Source organism: Streptomyces sp. NPDC107562, assembly GCF_055657325.1.
In genome coordinates, this window is the sequence record NZ_JBVKBE010000002.1 from 135,656 (window position 1) to 151,002 (window position 15,347).

The following is a 15,347-nucleotide window of genomic DNA, read 5'->3' on the forward strand; positions in this document are numbered from 1 at the left end:
GGCCCCCGGCGGTACGCCGAGGGCCACTTCGAAGACCTGCGAGGACGGACTCAGACGTTGAAGACTCAGACGTTGAACCCGAGCGCCCGCAGCTGGTCGCGCCCGTCGTCCGTGATCTTGTCCGGGCCCCACGGCGGCATCCAGACCCAGTTGATGCGCAGCTCGTTGACGAGGCCGTCCGTGGCGGACTTGGCCTGGTCCTCGATGACGTCGGTGAGCGGGCAGGCCGCCGAGGTCAGGGTCATGTCGAGCGTCGCGTTGTTCGCGTCGTCGATGTGGATGCCGTAGATCAGGCCGAGGTTGACGACGTCGATACCCAGCTCGGGGTCGACCACGTCGTACAGCGCCTCACGGACCTCTTCCTCCGAGGCCGGCTTCATCTCAACGGTCTCGCTCATGCCGTCTTCCTTTCGGCGTCGGCGCCGTCACCCAGCGCCTGGGCCGTCGCGTCCTTCCACGCCATCCAGCTCAGGAGGGCGCACTTGACCCGGGCCGGGTACTTGGAGACTCCCGCGAACGCGACGGCGTCCTCCAGGACGTCCTCCATCGCGTCGTCCGGTTCGATCTTTCCCTTCGACTGCATCAGCTCCAGGAAGGTCGCCTGGATCCGCTGCGCGTCGGCGAGCTCCTTGCCGACGAGGAGTTCGTTCAGCACGGAGGCCGAGGCCTGGCTGATCGAGCAGCCCTGACCCTCGTACGACACGTCGCTGATGGTCGAGCCCTCGTACTTGACCCGCAGAGTGATCTCGTCGCCGCAGGTCGGGTTCACATGGTGCACCTCGGCGTCGCCGTCCCGAAGACCACGCCCGTGAGGGTTCTTGTAGTGGTCCAGGATGACTTCCTGGTACATGGAATCCAGTTTCACCGTTTCAGCACGCCCCTCAGCCGAAGAAGTTCCGTACGTGCTCCAGACCGTCGACCAGAGCGTCGATCTCGGCCGGCGTGGAGTACAGATAGAACGACGCTCGCGTGGTCGCAGGAATTCCGTAGCGCAGGCAGACCGGGCGCGCGCAGTGGTGCCCCACGCGGACCGCGATGCCCTGCTCGTCCAGCACCTGGCCCACGTCGTGCGGGTGGATGTCACCGAGGGTGAAGGAGATCGCGGCGCCGCGCTCCTCGGCCGTGGTCGGGCCGATGATGCGCAGGTCGGGGACCTCCGTCAGGCGCTTGACGGCGTACTCCGTGAGCGCGTGCTCATGGGCGAGGATCTTGTCCATGCCGATCGCGTTCAGGTAGTCGATCGCCGCGCCCAGGCCGACCGCCTGCGCGATCGGCGGGGTGCCCGCCTCGAACTTGTGCGGGGCCGGAGCGTATGTCGAGGAGTGCATCGACACCGTCTCGATCATCTCGCCGCCACCGAGGAACGGGGGCAGGTCCTCCAGCAGCTCCTGCCGGCCCCAGAGGACGCCGATGCCGGTCGGGCCGCACATCTTGTGGCCGGTGAAGGCCACGAAGTCGGCCTGGAGCGCCTGCACGTCCAGCGGCATGTGCGGCGCGGCCTGCGAGGCGTCGATGCAGACCAGCGCGCCGACCTCCTGCGCGCGGCGCACTATCGCCTCGACCGGGTTGTGGGTGCCGAGGATGTTGGAGACCAGCACGAAGGAGACGATCTTCGTCTTCTCGGTGATGATCTCGTCGATGTTCGACAGGTCGAGCCGGCCGTCGTCGGTCAGGCCGAACCACTTCAGCTTCGCGCCCGTGCGCTGCGCCAGCAGCTGCCAGGGGACGATGTTGGAGTGGTGCTCCATCTCGGTGATGACGATCTCGGTGTCCGAGTCGACGCGGTAGGGCTCGTCGGCCCAGCCCAGCATGTTCGCCACGAGGTTGAGCGACTCGGAGGCGTTCTTGGTGAAGATCACCTCGTCGCGCGAGGGCGCGTTGACGAATTCCGCGACCTTGTCGCGGGCGCCCTCGTACAGCGCCGTGGCCTCCTCGGCGAGCACATGCACACCGCGGTGGACGTTGGCGTTGTAGCGCTCGTAGTACTCGTTCAGGGCGTCCAGCACCTGACGCGGCTTCTGCGAGGTCGCCGCGTTGTCCAGGTACACGAGCTTCCGGCCGTCGTGGATCTGTCGGTCCAGGATGGGGAAGTCCTTGCGGATCGCCTCGGTGTCGAGGAGGCCCGGCAGCTGTGTCACGCGGATACGCCACCCTTCGTGTATGCCTCGTAGCCCTCGTTCTCCAGCTTCTCGGCGAGCTCGGGACCACCGGACTCGGCGATCCGGCCGGCCGCGAACACGTGGACGAAGTCGGGCTTGATGTAGCGCAGGATGCGCGTGTAGTGGGTGATCAGCAGGGTGCCGACCTCGCCGGTCTCGCGGACCCGGTTGACACCCTCGGAGACGACGCGCAGCGCGTCGACGTCCAGACCGGAGTCGGTCTCGTCGAGGATCGCGACCTTCGGCTTGAGCAGCTCCAGCTGGAGGATCTCGTGGCGCTTCTTCTCGCCGCCGGAGAAGCCCTCGTTGACGTTGCGCTCGGCGAAGGCGGGGTCCATGTTGAGGCGCTCCATGGTCTCCTTGACCTCCTTCACCCAGGTGCGCAGCTTGGGGGCCTCGCCGCGGATCGCGGTGGCGGAGGTGCGCAGGAAGTTGGAGACCGAGACACCGGGGACCTCGACCGGGTACTGCATCGCGAGGAACAGGCCGGCCCGGGCGCGCTCGTCGACGGACATCTCCAGGACGTCCTCGCCGTCGAGGGTGACGGTGCCGCCGGTGATCGTGTACTTCGGGTGACCCGCGAGCGAGTAGGCGAGGGTCGACTTGCCGGAGCCGTTGGGGCCCATGATGGCGTGCGTCTCGCCCTGCTTCACGGTGAGGTCGACGCCCTTGAGGATCTCCTTCGTGGCGTTGTCGGCCTCGACGGTGACGTGCAGGTCTCGGATTTCAAGCGTTGCCATGGGTGCCTCAGGACTCCTGGGTGAGGGAGACGAGTACGTCGTCCCCTTCGATCTTTACGGGGTATACGGGAACGGGGCGCGTCGCGGGGAGGCCGGACGGCTTACCGGTGCGCAGGTCGAACGACGACCCGTGCAGCCAGCACTCGATCTGGCAGTCCTCCACCTCGCCCTCCGACAGCGAGACGTTCGCGTGGGAGCAGATGTCGTGGATCGCGAAGACCTCGCCCTCGGTGTGCACGAGGGACACCGGCGTGCCGTCGAGTTCCACCCGCTTCGGGGTGTCCTCCTCCAGCTCGCTCAGTGCGCACGCGCGTACGAAGGTGCTCATCCGACCGACGCCTCCAGCTCCTCGTCGATCTTGACCAGCAGGCGCTCCTCGATGTCCGGGACGCCGATCTGCTGGACCAGCTCGGCGAAGAAGCCGCGGACGACGAGACGGCGGGCCTCGTGCTCCGGGATGCCGCGGGCCATCAGGTAGAACAGCTGCTCGTCGTCGAAGCGGCCGGTGGCGGACGCGTGACCGGCGCCGACGATCTCGCCGGTCTCGATCTCCAGGTTCGGCACCGAGTCGACGCGCGAACCGTCCGTGAGGACCAGGTTGCGGTTCATCTCGTAGGTGTCCGTGCCCTCGGCCTTGGCCTCGATCAGCACGTCGCCGATCCACACCGCGTGTGCCGCGTCGCCCTGGAGCGCGCCCTTGTAGACGACGTTCGACTTGCAGTGCGGGGTGTTGTGGGTGACCAGGAGGCGGTGCTCCTGGTGCTGCCCGGCGTCCGTGAAGTACAGGCCGAGGAGCTCCGCCTCGCCGCCGGGGCCGGCGTACTGGACGCGGGGGTGCAGTCGTACGACGTCACCGCCGAAGGTGACGACCACGGACTTGAAGGAGGCGTCGCGGCCGACGAGGGCGTTGTGCTGGGCCACGTGCACGGCCTTGTCGTCCCAGTCCTGCACGGAGACGACGGTCAGCTTGGCGCCGTCCGCGAGGAGGTAGTCGACGTTGGCGGCCAGCACGGCGTCACCGGTGTGGTCGATGACGACGACGGCCTCGGCGAAGGCGCCCAGCTCGATGACCTGGTGGCCGTAGGCGACCCCGCCCTCGCCGTGCACCGCGATGCGGATCGGCTCGGTCAGGACCGTGTCCTTGGGGACGGTGACGACCCCGGCCTTCTCGAACGCCGAGTACGCCTGGGCGGCCACGCGGTCCACCGGGGTGCCGGCCTTGCCGAGCCGCGCGTCGTCACGGCCGACGGTCTCGACGACGACGCCCGCGGGGGCCTCGACCTCGATCCGCACGCCGTCGCCGGCGGCGACCGCGGTGCCGTCGTGCAGGCCGCGCAGGCGCTCCAGCGGGGTGAACCGCCACTCCTCCTCGCGACCGCCCGGAACCGGGAAGTCGGCCACGTCGAAGGACGGGGGCGCGCTCATGCGCGAGACGACGGTCGACTCGGCGGCCACCGCGATCTGGCCGGCGGTGGTGCTGCCCACCGGAATGTTCTGAGCCTCAGCCATGGCTGTCGGTCTGCTCTCTTCCTACGTCAGAAATCTGCTGCTGCTTCTGGGGAGGGCGGTCAGCCGACCGCGCCTTCCATCTGCAGCTCGATCAGCCGGTTGAGCTCCAGGGCGTACTCCATGGGCAGCTCCTTGGCGATCGGCTCGACGAAGCCGCGCACGATCATCGCCATCGCCTCGAACTCGCTCAGACCGCGGCTCATCAGGTAGAAGAGCTGGTCCTCGGAGACCTTGGAGACGGTCGCCTCGTGGCCCATGGACACGTCGTCCTCACGGACGTCGACGTACGGGTACGTGTCCGAGCGGGAGATGGTGTCGACGAGGAGCGCGTCGCAGAGCACGTTGGACTTCGAGCCCGGGGCGCCCTCGCCGATCTCGATCAGACCGCGGTAGGACGTACGGCCGCCACCGCGGGCCACCGACTTGGAGACGATGTTGGACGAGGTGTTCGGCGCCATGTGGACCATCTTGGCGCCGGCGTCCTGGTGCTGCCCCTCGCCCGCGAAGGCGATGGACAGGGTCTCGCCCTTGGCGTGCTCGCCCATCAGGTAGACGGCCGGGTACTTCATCGTCACCTTGGAGCCGATGTTGCCGTCGACCCACTCCATGGTCGCGCCCTCATAGGCGACGGCGCGCTTGGTGACCAGGTTGTAGACGTTGTTCGACCAGTTCTGGATGGTCGTGTAGCGGCAGCGGGCGTTCTTCTTGACGATGATCTCGACGACGGCGGAGTGCAGCGAGTCCGACTTGTAGATCGGGGCGGTGCAGCCCTCGACGTAGTGCACGTAGGCACCCTCGTCGACGATGATCAGGGTCCGCTCGAACTGGCCCATGTTCTCGGTGTTGATCCGGAAGTAGGCCTGGAGCGGGATCTCGACGTGCACGCCCGGCGGCACGTAGATGAAGGAGCCGCCCGACCACACGGCGGTGTTCAGCGACGCGAACTTGTTGTCACCGACCGGGATGACGGTCCCGAAGTACTCCTTGAAGAGCTCCGGGTGCTCCTTCAGCGCGGTGTCGGTGTCGAGGAAGATGACGCCCTGCTCCTCCAGGTCCTCGCGGATCTGGTGGTAGACGACCTCGGACTCGTACTGGGCCGCGACACCGGCGACGAGGCGCTGCTTCTCCGCCTCCGGGATGCCGAGCTTGTCGTACGTGTTCTTGATGTCCTCGGGCAGGTCCTCCCAGGACTCCGCCTGCTTCTCCGTGGAGCGCACGAAGTACTTGATGTTGTCGAAGTCGATGCCCGACAGATCCGAGCCCCAGTTCGGCATGGGCTTCTTCTCGAAGAGCTTCAGGCCCTTGAGGCGCAGCTTGGTCATCCACTCCGGCTCGGACTTCTTGTCCGAGATGTCGCGGACGACGGCCTCGCTCAGGCCGCGCTTCGCTGCGGCACCGGCTTCGTCGGAGTCGGCCCAGCCGTATTCGTACTTGCCCAGACCCTCGAGTTCGGGGTGGGCAGTCTCCGTGGGGAGAGTCATGCGGGGTTCCTCCCGGCCGTGCTTGCAGTGTTGTCGGACTTGGAAGTCTTGGGGATGAACGTCGTGCAGACACCGTCGCCGTGCGCGATGGTGGCCAGCCGCTGGACATGCGTCCCGAGCAGCTCGGCGAAGATCTCCGTCTCGGCCTCGCACAGCTGCGGAAACTGCTCGGCGACGTGGGCGACCGGGCAGTGGTGCTGGCACAGCTGTTCGCCGGTGGGCGCGCTGCGCGCCGTAGCAGCGTACCCGTCCACGCTCAGGGCCTTGGCCAGTGCTTCGGCGCGCTTGTCGGGGGCGGCCGACTCGACCGCCGCCCGGTAGGCGCCCGCCTGGGCGGCCATCCGGGCGCGGGCGAAGGCGGCGATCGCCTCGCTGCCGCCCTCGCGCTCGGCGATCCAGCGCAGGGCGTCGGCGGCGAGCTTGTCGTAGGACTGGTCGAAGGCGTCGCGGCCGCAGTCGGTCAGGGCGAACACCTTGGCGGGGCGGCCGCGTGTGCGCGCTCCGTAGACCCGCTGCTCGCGCGCCTCGACCACGTCGTCGGCGACCAGCGCATCCAGGTGCCTGCGTACGGCCGCCTGGGTGAGCCCGAGCCGTCCGGCGAGGTCGGCGACGGTCGACGGCCCGTGGTCCAGGATGGACCGCGCGACCCGGTTGCGCGTCGAGCGCTCTCCGGTCGCGAACTCCTCCTGAGGGGCCCCCGTGGGGGTCTCCCGAGCCTCGCCGACGTTTTTCACAACGCCATTGTTGCGTAATTCCTCAGAGCCTGACAAGCGGCGGCCGATCCGCCGGACGGTGCCCTGCGTCACTTAGGTATACCTAAGCTGACCTGCGAAAACGATCTTTGATCGATCAGATCACGAGCTCAGGGCCGGTCGTGGCCGGGCTCCCCGTCCGGAGGAGTTCCCGCACCCGCCCGTCCGGGTGACCGGGCACGTACCTAGACTCTGGACCCATGCGAAGTGAGCCCGTGGTCCAGGTGCAGGCCCTGGTGAAGCGGTACGGCGACAGGACCGCGCTGAACGGCCTCGACCTGGAGGCCCGGGCGGGCGTCACCGCCGTGCTCGGTCCCAACGGGGCGGGCAAGACGACCACGGTCGAGATCTGCGAGGGGTACCGCAGACCGGACGCGGGCACGGTGCGCGTCCTGGGCCTCGACCCGGTGACGGGCTCCCGCGCGCTGCGGCCCCGGATCGGCGTGATGCTCCAGTCCGGGGGCGTCTACTCCGGTGCCCGTGCCGACGAGATGCTCCGCCACGTGGCCCGGCTGCACGCGCACCCGCTGGACGTGGACGGCCTGATCGAGCGCCTCGGCCTCGGCAGCTGCGGCCGTACGAGCTACCGCCGCCTCTCCGGCGGCCAGCAGCAGCGGCTGGCGCTGGCCATGGCCGTGGTGGGCCGCCCGGAGCTGGTGTTCCTGGACGAGCCGACCGCCGGCCTCGACCCGCAGGCACGCCGGGCCACCTGGGACCTCGTACGGGAGCTGCGCGCCGACGGAGTCTCCGTGATCCTCACGACCCACTACATGGACGAGGCCGAGCAGCTCGCCGACGACGTCGCGATCATCGACACGGGCCGCGTCATCGCCCAGGGCTCCCCCGAGGAGCTGTGCCGCGGCGGCGCCGAGAACACCCTGCGCTTCACCGGCCGCCCCGGTCTCGACGTCACCTCCCTGCTCAAGGCGCTGCCCGCGGACTGCACGGCCGCCGAGCTGACGCCGGGCGCCTACCGGGTGGCCGGCAAGGTCGACCCCCAGCTGCTGGCGACGGTGACGTCGTGGTGCGCCCAGCACGGGGTGATGCCGGACCGCATCGCGGTGGAACGGCACACCCTCGAAGACGTCTTCCTGGAGCTCACGGGCAAGGAGTTGCGCTCATGACCACGGCGGCCGAGAACGGCACGTACGCCCCCCGGCCCGGTGCCGCCCCGCTCCCCCGCATGATCGCGGCGCAGGCGGCGCTGGAGACCCGGATGCTGCTGCGCAACGGCGAGCAGCTGCTGCTGACGGTGATCATCCCGACGCTGCTGCTCGCGCTCTTCAGCACCGTCGACATCGTCGACACCGGCGAGGGAAAGGCCGTCGACTTCCTCGCCCCCGGCATCCTCGCGCTCGCGGTGATGTCCACGGCCTTCACCGGCCAGGCCATCGCGACGGGCTTCGAACGCCGGTACGGCGTGCTGAAGCGGCTGGCGTCCTCGCCGCTGCCCCGCTGGGGCCTGATGACCGCCAAGACCGCGTCCGTGCTGGTGGTCGAGGTGCTCCAGGTGCTCCTGGTCTCGGTGATCGCGCTCGCGCTGGGCTGGTCCCCGCAGGGCAGCCCGTTCGCCGTGCTCCTCCTGCTGGTCCTCGGTACGGCGGCCTTCTCCGGGCTCGGTCTGCTGATGGCCGGCACGCTCAAGGCGGAGGCGACGCTGGCCGCGGCGAACCTGGTGTTCCTGCTGCTGCTCGTCGGCGGTGGGGTCGTCGTCCCGCTGGAGAAGTTCCCGGACGCCGCGCAGAGCGTGCTCGGCCTGCTGCCCATCGCGGCGCTCTCGGACGGGCTGCGCGACGTCCTGCGGCACGGGGCCGGGATGCCGTGGGGCGACCTGGGGATCCTCGCCGGATGGTCGGTCGTGGGACTGGCCGCGGCGGGCCGCTTCTTCCGCTGGGAGTAGGACCGATACGGGCCCCTCGTGAAAGCGTGCACAAGCCCGGGCCTACGATGGTCGGCGTGCCGAACGTGACCCCCTCCGACGCCGCAGCCGCCGTGCGCAACCCGCTCGCCTTCATCGCCGCGCGCTGGACCCCGACCTCCCGGACGGTCCGGCGGGCCGCGCTCGCCGCCCTCGTGATGGCGGTGCTCATCGTGGTCACCGGCGGCGCGGTCCGGCTGACCGGCTCCGGCCTCGGCTGCCCGACGTGGCCCAAGTGCACGGACGACTCCCTGACCACGACCCGCGAGATGGGCCTGCACGGCGTCATCGAGTTCGGCAACCGCATGCTGACGTACGTGCTGTGCGCGGCCGTCGGCTGGGCCATCATCGCGGCCCGTGCGCAGAAGCCGTGGCGGCGCGGCCTGACCCGGCTGGGCTGGGCCCAGTTCTGGGTCGTCATGAGCAACGCCGTGCTCGGTGGCATCGTCGTGCTCGTCGGCCTCAACCCGTACACGGTCGCGGCCCACTTCCTCGCCACCACGGCGCTCATCACGGTCGCCGCGGTGATGTGGCAGCGGGCCCGGGAGGGCGACGGGGTGCCGCGGCAGCTGGTCGGCTCGGCCGTGCGGCAGCTGGTGTGGTGCCTGGTCGCCGCGAGCGTCCTGCTGATCGCGGTCGGCACCGTGGTCACCGGGGCGGGCCCGCACGCGGGGGACTCCAGCGACGTGCCGCGGATGCCGGTGGACTGGGAGACCGTCAGCAAGGTGCACGCGGTCCTGGCGTGGATCGTGGTGACGCTGACCTTCGCGCTGTGGTTCGTGCTCAAGGCGGTCGACGCCCCCCGCGCCCCGCTGAACCGCACCCGCGACCTCTTCCTGGTCCTGCTCGCCCAGGGCGTCATCGGCTACGTCCAGTACTTCACCGACCTGCCCGAACTCCTCGTCGGGCTGCACATGCTCGGCTCCTGCCTGGTCTGGATCGCGGTGCTGCGCGTGGCCCTCGCGCTGCGCGAACGCCCGGCGGACCTCCCGGACGAGGCACCGGCGGCTCAGGAGTACGCCGCCACCAGCGCGTCGACGGCCGGCCCCAGGTAGCTCCGGGTCAGCTCGCCCCGCCGCGCCGCCCAGCCCGGCGCGGGCGGCGCGGGATCCCCGTAGCGACGCTCCCGGACGTCCTCGACCACCGCCGCGGGCGCCCCGAGACCGGGCAGCGTCTCCAGCGCCTCCCGCTTGGAGATAAGCCGCCCCTCGCGCAGGGTGACGGTCGCCCGGGCGAAGGTCGTCAGCCCCACGTCGACCCAGACGTCCTGGGTCCACAGCTCCGCCCGGCGCACGGCGGGGCGCCAGAACTCCCGCTGGTCGCGCACGACGAACTCGTCGAGCTCCTGGTCCGGCACGGACTCCAGCAGCTCCGTCGGCGCCGGACCGTACAGCACACGGCCGAAGGCGTGCAGCTCACGTCGGGTCACGGGCGTGACCGGGCGCCGCATCAACCGCCGGTGCGCCCAGGTGAGATGGGGCCGCCGGGAGTCGCGCGAGGTGCCCGGCGTCAGATAGCTGCAGTGCAGCCCGGCCGCGAGGGGCTCGGCACGCAGCCCGCTGTGCAGCGTCGCCACCCGCCAGGCGAGCACCGGCGTCACGGGTCGCGGCAGCACCGCGATCAGGTCGAGGTCGCTGCGGCCTTCCTGGTAGTCGCCCCCGGCGAGCGAACCGTGCGCCCACACGGCGAGCGGTCCGAGCGGCAGGAGCCCGGCGAGAAAGCGGTCGAGCAGGTCCTCGGTCGGCATCCGCCCAGTCTCCCCGGCTCAGTCGAGGCCGTACACCCTGCGTGCGTTGCCCGCCGCGATCAGCCCCGCGACGCGCTGAGCGTCCGTCAGGGACCAGGCGCCCTCGGTGACCCAGGCGCCCAGGACGCGCGCCAGCGCCTCGCGGAACAGCCGGGCACCCACCACATGCAGCTCGGGCAGGCCCTGGGCACCGCTGGAGAAAAGGATCTTGCCGAAGGGGGCCAGTTCCAGGATCTCGGCGAGGACGGTGGCGGCGCGCGCGCCGGTGCGGACCAGGGCGGCGCCGGAGTCCGCGTAGACATGCGGGAAGACGCCGGCTAGGTGTGCGGCGTGCCGGTGGTACGGATAGCCGTGCAGCAGGACCAGGTCGGTGCCGAGGCCCGCCGTCGCGCGGACGAAGTCCGTCAGCAGCACCGGGTCGGTGCGGTCGATGCGCAGGCCCGGCTCGCCGAGGCCGGCGTGCAGTTGCAGGGGCAGACCGGAGGCGACCGCGATCCACAGCAGATGCCGCAGCAGCACCGGGTCGCTCAGCTCGCCGCCGACCCGGCGGCCGGCCAGCCAGCGGCCCGCGGCACCCCGGACCTCGCCCGGCCCCGGCGGTTCGGGAGCGAGCGCGAGACCGTGCCGGACACCCGCGACGGAGGTGAAGGCGGCGGCGTGCACGGCGGCCCCGTGCACCGACTCGGCGAGGTTCGCCAGGAACGACTCGACGGTGCCGGAGGTGTCGGCGACCTGTTCGGCCAGCAGTTCCAGGCGGACGACCTCCCGCGCCTCGGCGGTGGCGGTCGAGGCCATCTCGGTGGGTCCGGTGAGGTCGCCGGGCAGCCCGGTGTCGACGAGATAGGTGGTGATGCCGGTGCCGCGCAGCAGCCGTCGGGCGGCCTCCAGCACACCGAGCTCGCGCCGCCGGGCGAGATAGCGGGCGGGCGGGCAGTGCGGCTCCAGGCCGAGCAGCGGGGGGCACCAGCGGCGTACCGCGAAGCCGGTCTGGGTGTCGAAGAGGGTGGTGCCGGGGGCGGGCGGGCCCTCGGTGCGGGCCAGCTGGGCCTCGAAGGTGCCGAGACCCAGCTCCGTTCTCAGCACGCCATGGCAGTACTGGTCCACGAGGGACGGCGTTTCGATCATCCGGACTCCCGGGACTGGACCACGTACTCCTACGAGTCCTAACGGGTGAACCGGGTGTCAGGTGTTGCGTGCGTCGCGCCCCGTGGGAGGAGAGCTCGTCAGCCGCCGATCTGGATGCCGGCCATCCGCTTCCACTCGTACGGACCGGTCCTCACCTTGGCGGCGAACTCGCCGTCGAAGGCCTCGTGCACGGTGAGACCGGACTGCCGCACCGCCTTCTCGGCGGTCTCGTACGACGGTGCCACCAGGTCGCCCCAGCCGCCGTCCTCGCCGACCAGCACGATCCGGGCCCCGCGCTCACCGAGGTAGGCGACCTGGGCCTCGGCGCCTCCGTGGGCCTTGGCGAAGGCGTTGATCCGCTTGGCCAGCCGGCTCACCCGGCGCTCGTCCACCTGCTGCGTGTCTCCCATGACCACGATGCTACCGGCGAGTAGCCAGGTCGGAAAGAGCGGGCTAGCTAGCGCAAGAAGGGGTCGACCGCCACGGCCACGAAGAGCAAGGACACATAGGTGATCGACCAGTGGAACAGCCGCATCTCCTTGAGCTTCCCGCCGGTCACCTCGGCCTTGGCCCGGTTCTGCAGGGCGTGCGCCTCCCACAGCCACCAACCGCCGGCCGCCAGCGCGACCAGCGTGTAGAACCAGCCGGTGTAGCCGAGCGGGGTCAGCAGCAGCGAGACGGCGACCATGACCCAGCTGTAGAGCACGATCTGCCGGGCGACGACCTTGTTGGAGGCGATGACCGGCAGCATCGGCACGCCGACCCGCGCGTAGTCGTCCTTCACCTTCATCGACAGCGGCCAGTAGTGCGGCGGCGTCCAGAAGAAGATGACCAGGAAGAGGATGAACGGCGCCCAGGAGAGCGAGTTCGTCACCGCGGACCAGCCGATCAGCACCGGCATGCAACCCGCGATGCCGCCCCACACGATGTTCTGCGAGGTACGCCGTTTGAGGAGCATCGTGTAGACGACGACGTAGAAGAGGAGGGCTCCGAGGGCCAGCCAGGCGGACAGCCAGTTGACGGCGAGGCCGAACAGCAGCGTGGAGGCGATCGCGAGGGCGACGCCGAAGGCCAGGCACTCCCGCGGACTGACCATCCCGGTGACCAGCGGACGCTGCGACGTGCGGTCCATCAGCGCGTCGATGTCCCGGTCGATGTACATGTTGAGCGCGTTGGCGCCGCCCGCGGAGAGATACCCGGCGAGGCAGGTGACGAGCACGAGACCGAGGTCGGGAACGCCCTGTTCGGCGAGGAACATCACCGGCACCGTGGTGATCAGCAGCAGCTCGATGATCCGCGGCTTGGTCAGCGCCACGAACGCCTTGACCCGGGCCCCGAACGGCCGGTGAGTCGGGCCCTGGCTCGTCCCGATTACCCCCGCAGGACGGGATTCAACGGCCGTCACGCACACCCCTGACAGAGACATCCCAGCAAGCCTGAACCGTGTGAAGTCCGGGTAAAGGCTCGCGCGTACCACGCCACTGTAGACGTTGCCCATACCGCGACCTTCGCGGGGGTGGGGTCGTGTTGGACGGCGCGCTCCGGGGCCCGTTCGCAGGCGCGCCCGGAGCGTCGATTGAGCAGTCGGATGAGCGGCCACGTATTCACTTGTCGCACAGGGAACGAGCCGGTCGGGAGGCGGATCGGCGACACTCCCGGCAGTCTGGAATCACTCGAAAAAACGCACGTTCTTACGGGGGTAGGCTCGTCAGCGGCCGGTGGGCGCCAAGTGCACCGGCAGCCGGTGTGCGTCCAGGACACCGGCCTTCGACATGTGGAGAGGAGCCCTGACCCAGGGTGAGCACCAAGCCGACCACCACAGACCTCGAGTGGACCGAGCTGGACCAGCGGGCCGTCGACACCGCCCGCGTCCTGGCCGCCGACGCCGTACAGAAGGTCGGCAACGGCCATCCCGGTACGGCGATGAGCCTGGCGCCTGCCGCCTACACCCTCTTCCAGAAGGTGATGCGGCACGACCCGGCGGACGCCGACTGGGTCGGGCGGGACCGTTTCGTCCTGTCCGCCGGGCACTCGTCCCTGACCCTCTACACCCAGCTGTACCTGGCCGGCTTCGGCCTGGAGCTGGACGATCTGAAGGCCTTCAGGACCTGGGGCTCCAAGACCCCGGGCCACCCCGAGTACGGCCACACCGTGGGCGTCGAGACCACCACCGGCCCGCTCGGCCAGGGTGTGGCCAACGCGGTCGGCATGGCGATGGCCGCCCGCTACGAGCGCGGTCTGTTCGACCCGGAGGCGGCCCAGGGCGAATCCCCGTTCGACCACTTCATCTACTGCATCGCCGGTGACGGCTGCCTCCAGGAGGGCATCTCCGCCGAGGCCTCCTCCCTCGCCGGCCACCAGCAGCTCGGCAACCTCGTGCTGCTGTGGGACGACAACCACATCTCGATCGAGGGCGACACCGAGACCGCCGTCTCCGAGGACACCGTCAAGCGCTACGAGGCCTACGGCTGGCACGTGCAGCGCGTGGCCCCGAAGCCCGACGGCGACCTGGACCCGCACGCCCTGTACGACGCGATCGAGGCGGCGAAGCAGGTGACCGACCGGCCGTCGTTCATCGCGATGCGCTCGATCATCGCCTGGCCCGCCCCCAACGCGCAGAACACCGAGGCCGCGCACGGCTCGGCGCTCGGCGACGAGGAGGTGGCGGCCACCAAGCGCGTCCTCGGCTTCGACCCGGAGAAGACCTTCGAGGTCTCCGAGGAGGTGCTCGGCCACACCCGGCAGGCGCTGGAGCGGGGCCGGACGGCGAAGGCCGAGTGGGACAAGTCGTTCCAGGTGTGGCGCGACAACAACGCGGAGCGCGCCGCCGAGTTCGACCGGATCGCCAAGGGCGAGCTGCCCACCGGCTGGGAGGAGAAGATCCCGGTCTTCGAGGCGGGCAAGGGCGTCGCGACGCGTGCCGCGTCCGGCAAGGTGCTCCAGGCGCTGGGCGCCGTGATCCCCGAACTGTGGGGCGGCTCCGCCGACCTGGCCGGTTCGAACAACACGACGATCGACAAGACGTCGTCCTTCCTCCCGGCGGACAACCCGCTGCCGGAGGCCGACCCGTACGGCCGCACGATCCACTTCGGCATCCGCGAGCACTCCATGGGCGCGGAGCTGAACGGCATCACGCTGCACGGACACACCCGTGTCTACGGCGGCACCTTCCTCGTCTTCTCCGACTACATGCGCAACGCCGTGCGCCTCGCGGCGTTGATGCACCTGCCGGTGACGTACGTGTGGACGCACGACTCCATCGGTCTCGGTGAGGACGGCCCGACGCACCAGCCCGTCGAGCACCTGGCGTCGCTGCGCGCCATCCCCGGTCTGAACGTGGTCCGCCCGGCGGACGCCAACGAGACCGCGATCGCCTGGCGCGAGATCCTGGGGCGCTACACCAAGGAGTACGGCAAGGGTGCCCCGCACGCCCTCGCGCTGACCCGGCAGGGCGTGCCGACGTACGAGCCCGACGAGAACGCGGCGCGCGGCGGTTACGTGCTGTTCGAGGCCGAGGGCGGCGCGCCCGAGGTCATCCTCGTCGCCACCGGTTCCGAGGTGCACGTGGCCGTCGAGGCGCGTGAGCAGCTCCAGGCCGACGGCGTGCCGACCCGGGTGGTGTCCATGCCGTCCGTGGAGTGGTTCGAGGAGCAGGACCAGGGGTACCGGGACAGCGTGCTTCCCCCGTCCGTGAGGGCTCGCGTCGCTGTCGAGGCGGGGATCGGCCTGACCTGGCACAAGTACGTCGGGGACGCCGGCCGCATCGTCTCCCTGGAGCACTTCGGTGCTTCGGCCGACGGCAAGGTCCTTTTCCGCGAGTTCGGTTTCACCGGCGAGAACGTGGCCGCGGCGGCGCGGGAATCGATCGCCGCCACCCAGCGCTGACGCTCATATACGACACGTAGGAGATGCAATT

16 protein-coding genes are annotated in these 15,347 nt (G+C 70.0%); 4 read left to right on the plus strand and 12 right to left on the minus strand.

What is annotated here, in order from left to right; translation table 11 throughout:
* Positions 1-65 precede the first annotated feature (65 nt).
* Genes ACZ7LV_RS06440 through ACZ7LV_RS06475 form a run of 8 tightly spaced genes read right to left on the minus strand, consistent with a single transcriptional unit; the run spans position 66 to position 6,623 of the window.
* Positions 66-398 carry a metal-sulfur cluster assembly factor gene (locus ACZ7LV_RS06440; RefSeq protein ID WP_450976813.1) on the minus strand — a complete coding sequence of 111 codons (333 nt, stop codon included), beginning with the start codon at positions 396-398 and terminating at the stop codon, positions 66-68.
* Entirely contained in the window at positions 395-865 is a 471-nt protein-coding gene (sufU, locus tag ACZ7LV_RS06445; RefSeq protein ID WP_401676093.1) for a Fe-S cluster assembly sulfur transfer protein SufU, read from the minus strand. The genes ACZ7LV_RS06440 and sufU overlap by 4 nt, the downstream gene beginning before the upstream one ends.
* Before the next feature lie 16 nt (positions 866-881).
* The gene (locus ACZ7LV_RS06450; RefSeq protein ID WP_401676095.1) at positions 882-2,138 is read right to left on the minus strand and encodes a cysteine desulfurase; all 1,257 of its coding nucleotides are present in this window, start codon (positions 2,136-2,138) and stop codon (positions 882-884) included.
* Positions 2,135-2,899, minus strand: a complete 765-nt coding sequence (gene sufC / locus ACZ7LV_RS06455) for a Fe-S cluster assembly ATPase SufC (protein ID WP_471936393.1) — start codon at positions 2,897-2,899, stop codon at positions 2,135-2,137. Before sufC ends, ACZ7LV_RS06450 begins: the two co-directional genes overlap by 4 nt.
* Positions 2,900-2,906: 7 nt before the next feature.
* Positions 2,907-3,227 (minus strand): bifunctional 3-phenylpropionate/cinnamic acid dioxygenase ferredoxin subunit, encoded by a 321-nt coding sequence (locus tag ACZ7LV_RS06460; RefSeq protein WP_401676099.1) that lies wholly within the window; start codon positions 3,225-3,227, stop codon positions 2,907-2,909.
* Positions 3,224-4,408, minus strand: a complete 1,185-nt coding sequence (gene sufD / locus ACZ7LV_RS06465; protein ID WP_471936395.1) for a Fe-S cluster assembly protein SufD — start codon at positions 4,406-4,408, stop codon at positions 3,224-3,226. Before sufD ends, ACZ7LV_RS06460 begins: the two co-directional genes overlap by 4 nt.
* 59 nt (positions 4,409-4,467) lie before the next feature.
* Positions 4,468-5,889: a Fe-S cluster assembly protein SufB gene (sufB, locus tag ACZ7LV_RS06470; RefSeq protein ID WP_471936397.1), complete on the minus strand. Its 1,422-nt coding sequence runs from the start codon at positions 5,887-5,889 to the stop codon at positions 4,468-4,470.
* Positions 5,886-6,623, minus strand: a complete 738-nt coding sequence (locus ACZ7LV_RS06475) for a helix-turn-helix transcriptional regulator (protein WP_471936399.1) — start codon at positions 6,621-6,623, stop codon at positions 5,886-5,888. The genes sufB and ACZ7LV_RS06475 overlap by 4 nt, the downstream gene beginning before the upstream one ends.
* Before the next feature lie 218 nt (positions 6,624-6,841).
* On the opposite strand from ACZ7LV_RS06475, the gene ACZ7LV_RS06480 reads away from it, so the two are divergent.
* From ACZ7LV_RS06480 to ACZ7LV_RS06490, 3 genes are read left to right on the plus strand one after another with little or no spacing between them, the layout of a single operon-like run.
* The gene (locus ACZ7LV_RS06480; protein WP_471936401.1) at positions 6,842-7,765 is read left to right on the plus strand and encodes an ABC transporter ATP-binding protein; all 924 of its coding nucleotides are present in this window, start codon (positions 6,842-6,844) and stop codon (positions 7,763-7,765) included.
* A complete protein-coding gene (locus tag ACZ7LV_RS06485; protein ID WP_471936403.1) occupies positions 7,762-8,541 on the plus strand; it encodes an ABC transporter permease in 780 nt (259 codons plus the stop codon). Before ACZ7LV_RS06480 ends, ACZ7LV_RS06485 begins: the two co-directional genes overlap by 4 nt.
* 47 nt (positions 8,542-8,588) lie before the next feature.
* Positions 8,589-9,614 carry a COX15/CtaA family protein gene (locus ACZ7LV_RS06490; protein WP_471937761.1) on the plus strand — a complete coding sequence of 342 codons (1,026 nt, stop codon included), beginning with the start codon at positions 8,589-8,591 and terminating at the stop codon, positions 9,612-9,614.
* On the opposite strand, the gene ACZ7LV_RS06495 is transcribed toward ACZ7LV_RS06490, so the two are convergent.
* The 4 genes from ACZ7LV_RS06495 to ACZ7LV_RS06510 all read right to left on the minus strand — a co-directional run bounded on the left by ACZ7LV_RS06495 (position 9,569) and on the right by ACZ7LV_RS06510 (position 12,842).
* The gene (locus ACZ7LV_RS06495; RefSeq protein ID WP_471936405.1) at positions 9,569-10,306 is read right to left on the minus strand and encodes a nucleotidyltransferase; all 738 of its coding nucleotides are present in this window, start codon (positions 10,304-10,306) and stop codon (positions 9,569-9,571) included. The genes ACZ7LV_RS06490 and ACZ7LV_RS06495 overlap by 46 nt on opposite strands.
* 18 nt (positions 10,307-10,324) lie before the next feature.
* Positions 10,325-11,431: an amidohydrolase family protein gene (locus ACZ7LV_RS06500; protein ID WP_401676114.1), complete on the minus strand. Its 1,107-nt coding sequence runs from the start codon at positions 11,429-11,431 to the stop codon at positions 10,325-10,327.
* Positions 11,432-11,529: 98 nt separating this feature from the next.
* Positions 11,530-11,841 carry a hypothetical protein gene (locus ACZ7LV_RS06505; protein ID WP_471936407.1) on the minus strand — a complete coding sequence of 104 codons (312 nt, stop codon included), beginning with the start codon at positions 11,839-11,841 and terminating at the stop codon, positions 11,530-11,532.
* Between the two features lie 47 nt (positions 11,842-11,888).
* Positions 11,889-12,842 (minus strand): heme o synthase, encoded by a 954-nt coding sequence (locus ACZ7LV_RS06510; RefSeq protein WP_471937762.1) that lies wholly within the window; start codon positions 12,840-12,842, stop codon positions 11,889-11,891.
* 386 nt (positions 12,843-13,228) lie between these two features.
* Here ACZ7LV_RS06510 and tkt point away from each other — a divergent pair, with 386 nt between their 5' ends.
* Entirely contained in the window at positions 13,229-15,316 is a 2,088-nt protein-coding gene (gene tkt, locus ACZ7LV_RS06515; RefSeq protein ID WP_471936409.1) for a transketolase, read from the plus strand.
* The last annotated feature ends 31 nt before the right edge of the window (positions 15,317-15,347 follow it).

Bases quoted from the DNA above. Each gene is read 5' to 3' on its own strand.
- ACZ7LV_RS06485 (WP_471936403.1), top strand. From the start codon at position 7,762: ATGACCACGGCGGCCGAGAACGGCACGTACGCCCCCCGGCCCGGTGCC.
- ACZ7LV_RS06500 (WP_401676114.1), bottom strand. From the start codon at position 11,431: ATGATCGAAACGCCGTCCCTCGTGGACCAGTACTGCCATGGCGTGCTG.
- ACZ7LV_RS06505 (WP_471936407.1), bottom strand. From the start codon at position 11,841: ATGGGAGACACGCAGCAGGTGGACGAGCGCCGGGTGAGCCGGCTGGCC.
- sufC (WP_471936393.1), bottom strand. From the start codon at position 2,899: ATGGCAACGCTTGAAATCCGAGACCTGCACGTCACCGTCGAGGCCGAC.
- ACZ7LV_RS06440 (WP_450976813.1), bottom strand. From the start codon at position 398: ATGAGCGAGACCGTTGAGATGAAGCCGGCCTCGGAGGAAGAGGTCCGT.
- sufB (WP_471936397.1), bottom strand. From the start codon at position 5,889: ATGACTCTCCCCACGGAGACTGCCCACCCCGAACTCGAGGGTCTGGGC.
- ACZ7LV_RS06460 (WP_401676099.1), bottom strand. From the start codon at position 3,227: ATGAGCACCTTCGTACGCGCGTGCGCACTGAGCGAGCTGGAGGAGGAC.
- ACZ7LV_RS06495 (WP_471936405.1), bottom strand. From the start codon at position 10,306: ATGCCGACCGAGGACCTGCTCGACCGCTTTCTCGCCGGGCTCCTGCCG.
- ACZ7LV_RS06480 (WP_471936401.1), top strand. From the start codon at position 6,842: ATGCGAAGTGAGCCCGTGGTCCAGGTGCAGGCCCTGGTGAAGCGGTAC.
- sufD (WP_471936395.1), bottom strand. From the start codon at position 4,408: ATGGCTGAGGCTCAGAACATTCCGGTGGGCAGCACCACCGCCGGCCAG.
- ACZ7LV_RS06490 (WP_471937761.1), top strand. From the start codon at position 8,589: ATGGTCGGCGTGCCGAACGTGACCCCCTCCGACGCCGCAGCCGCCGTG.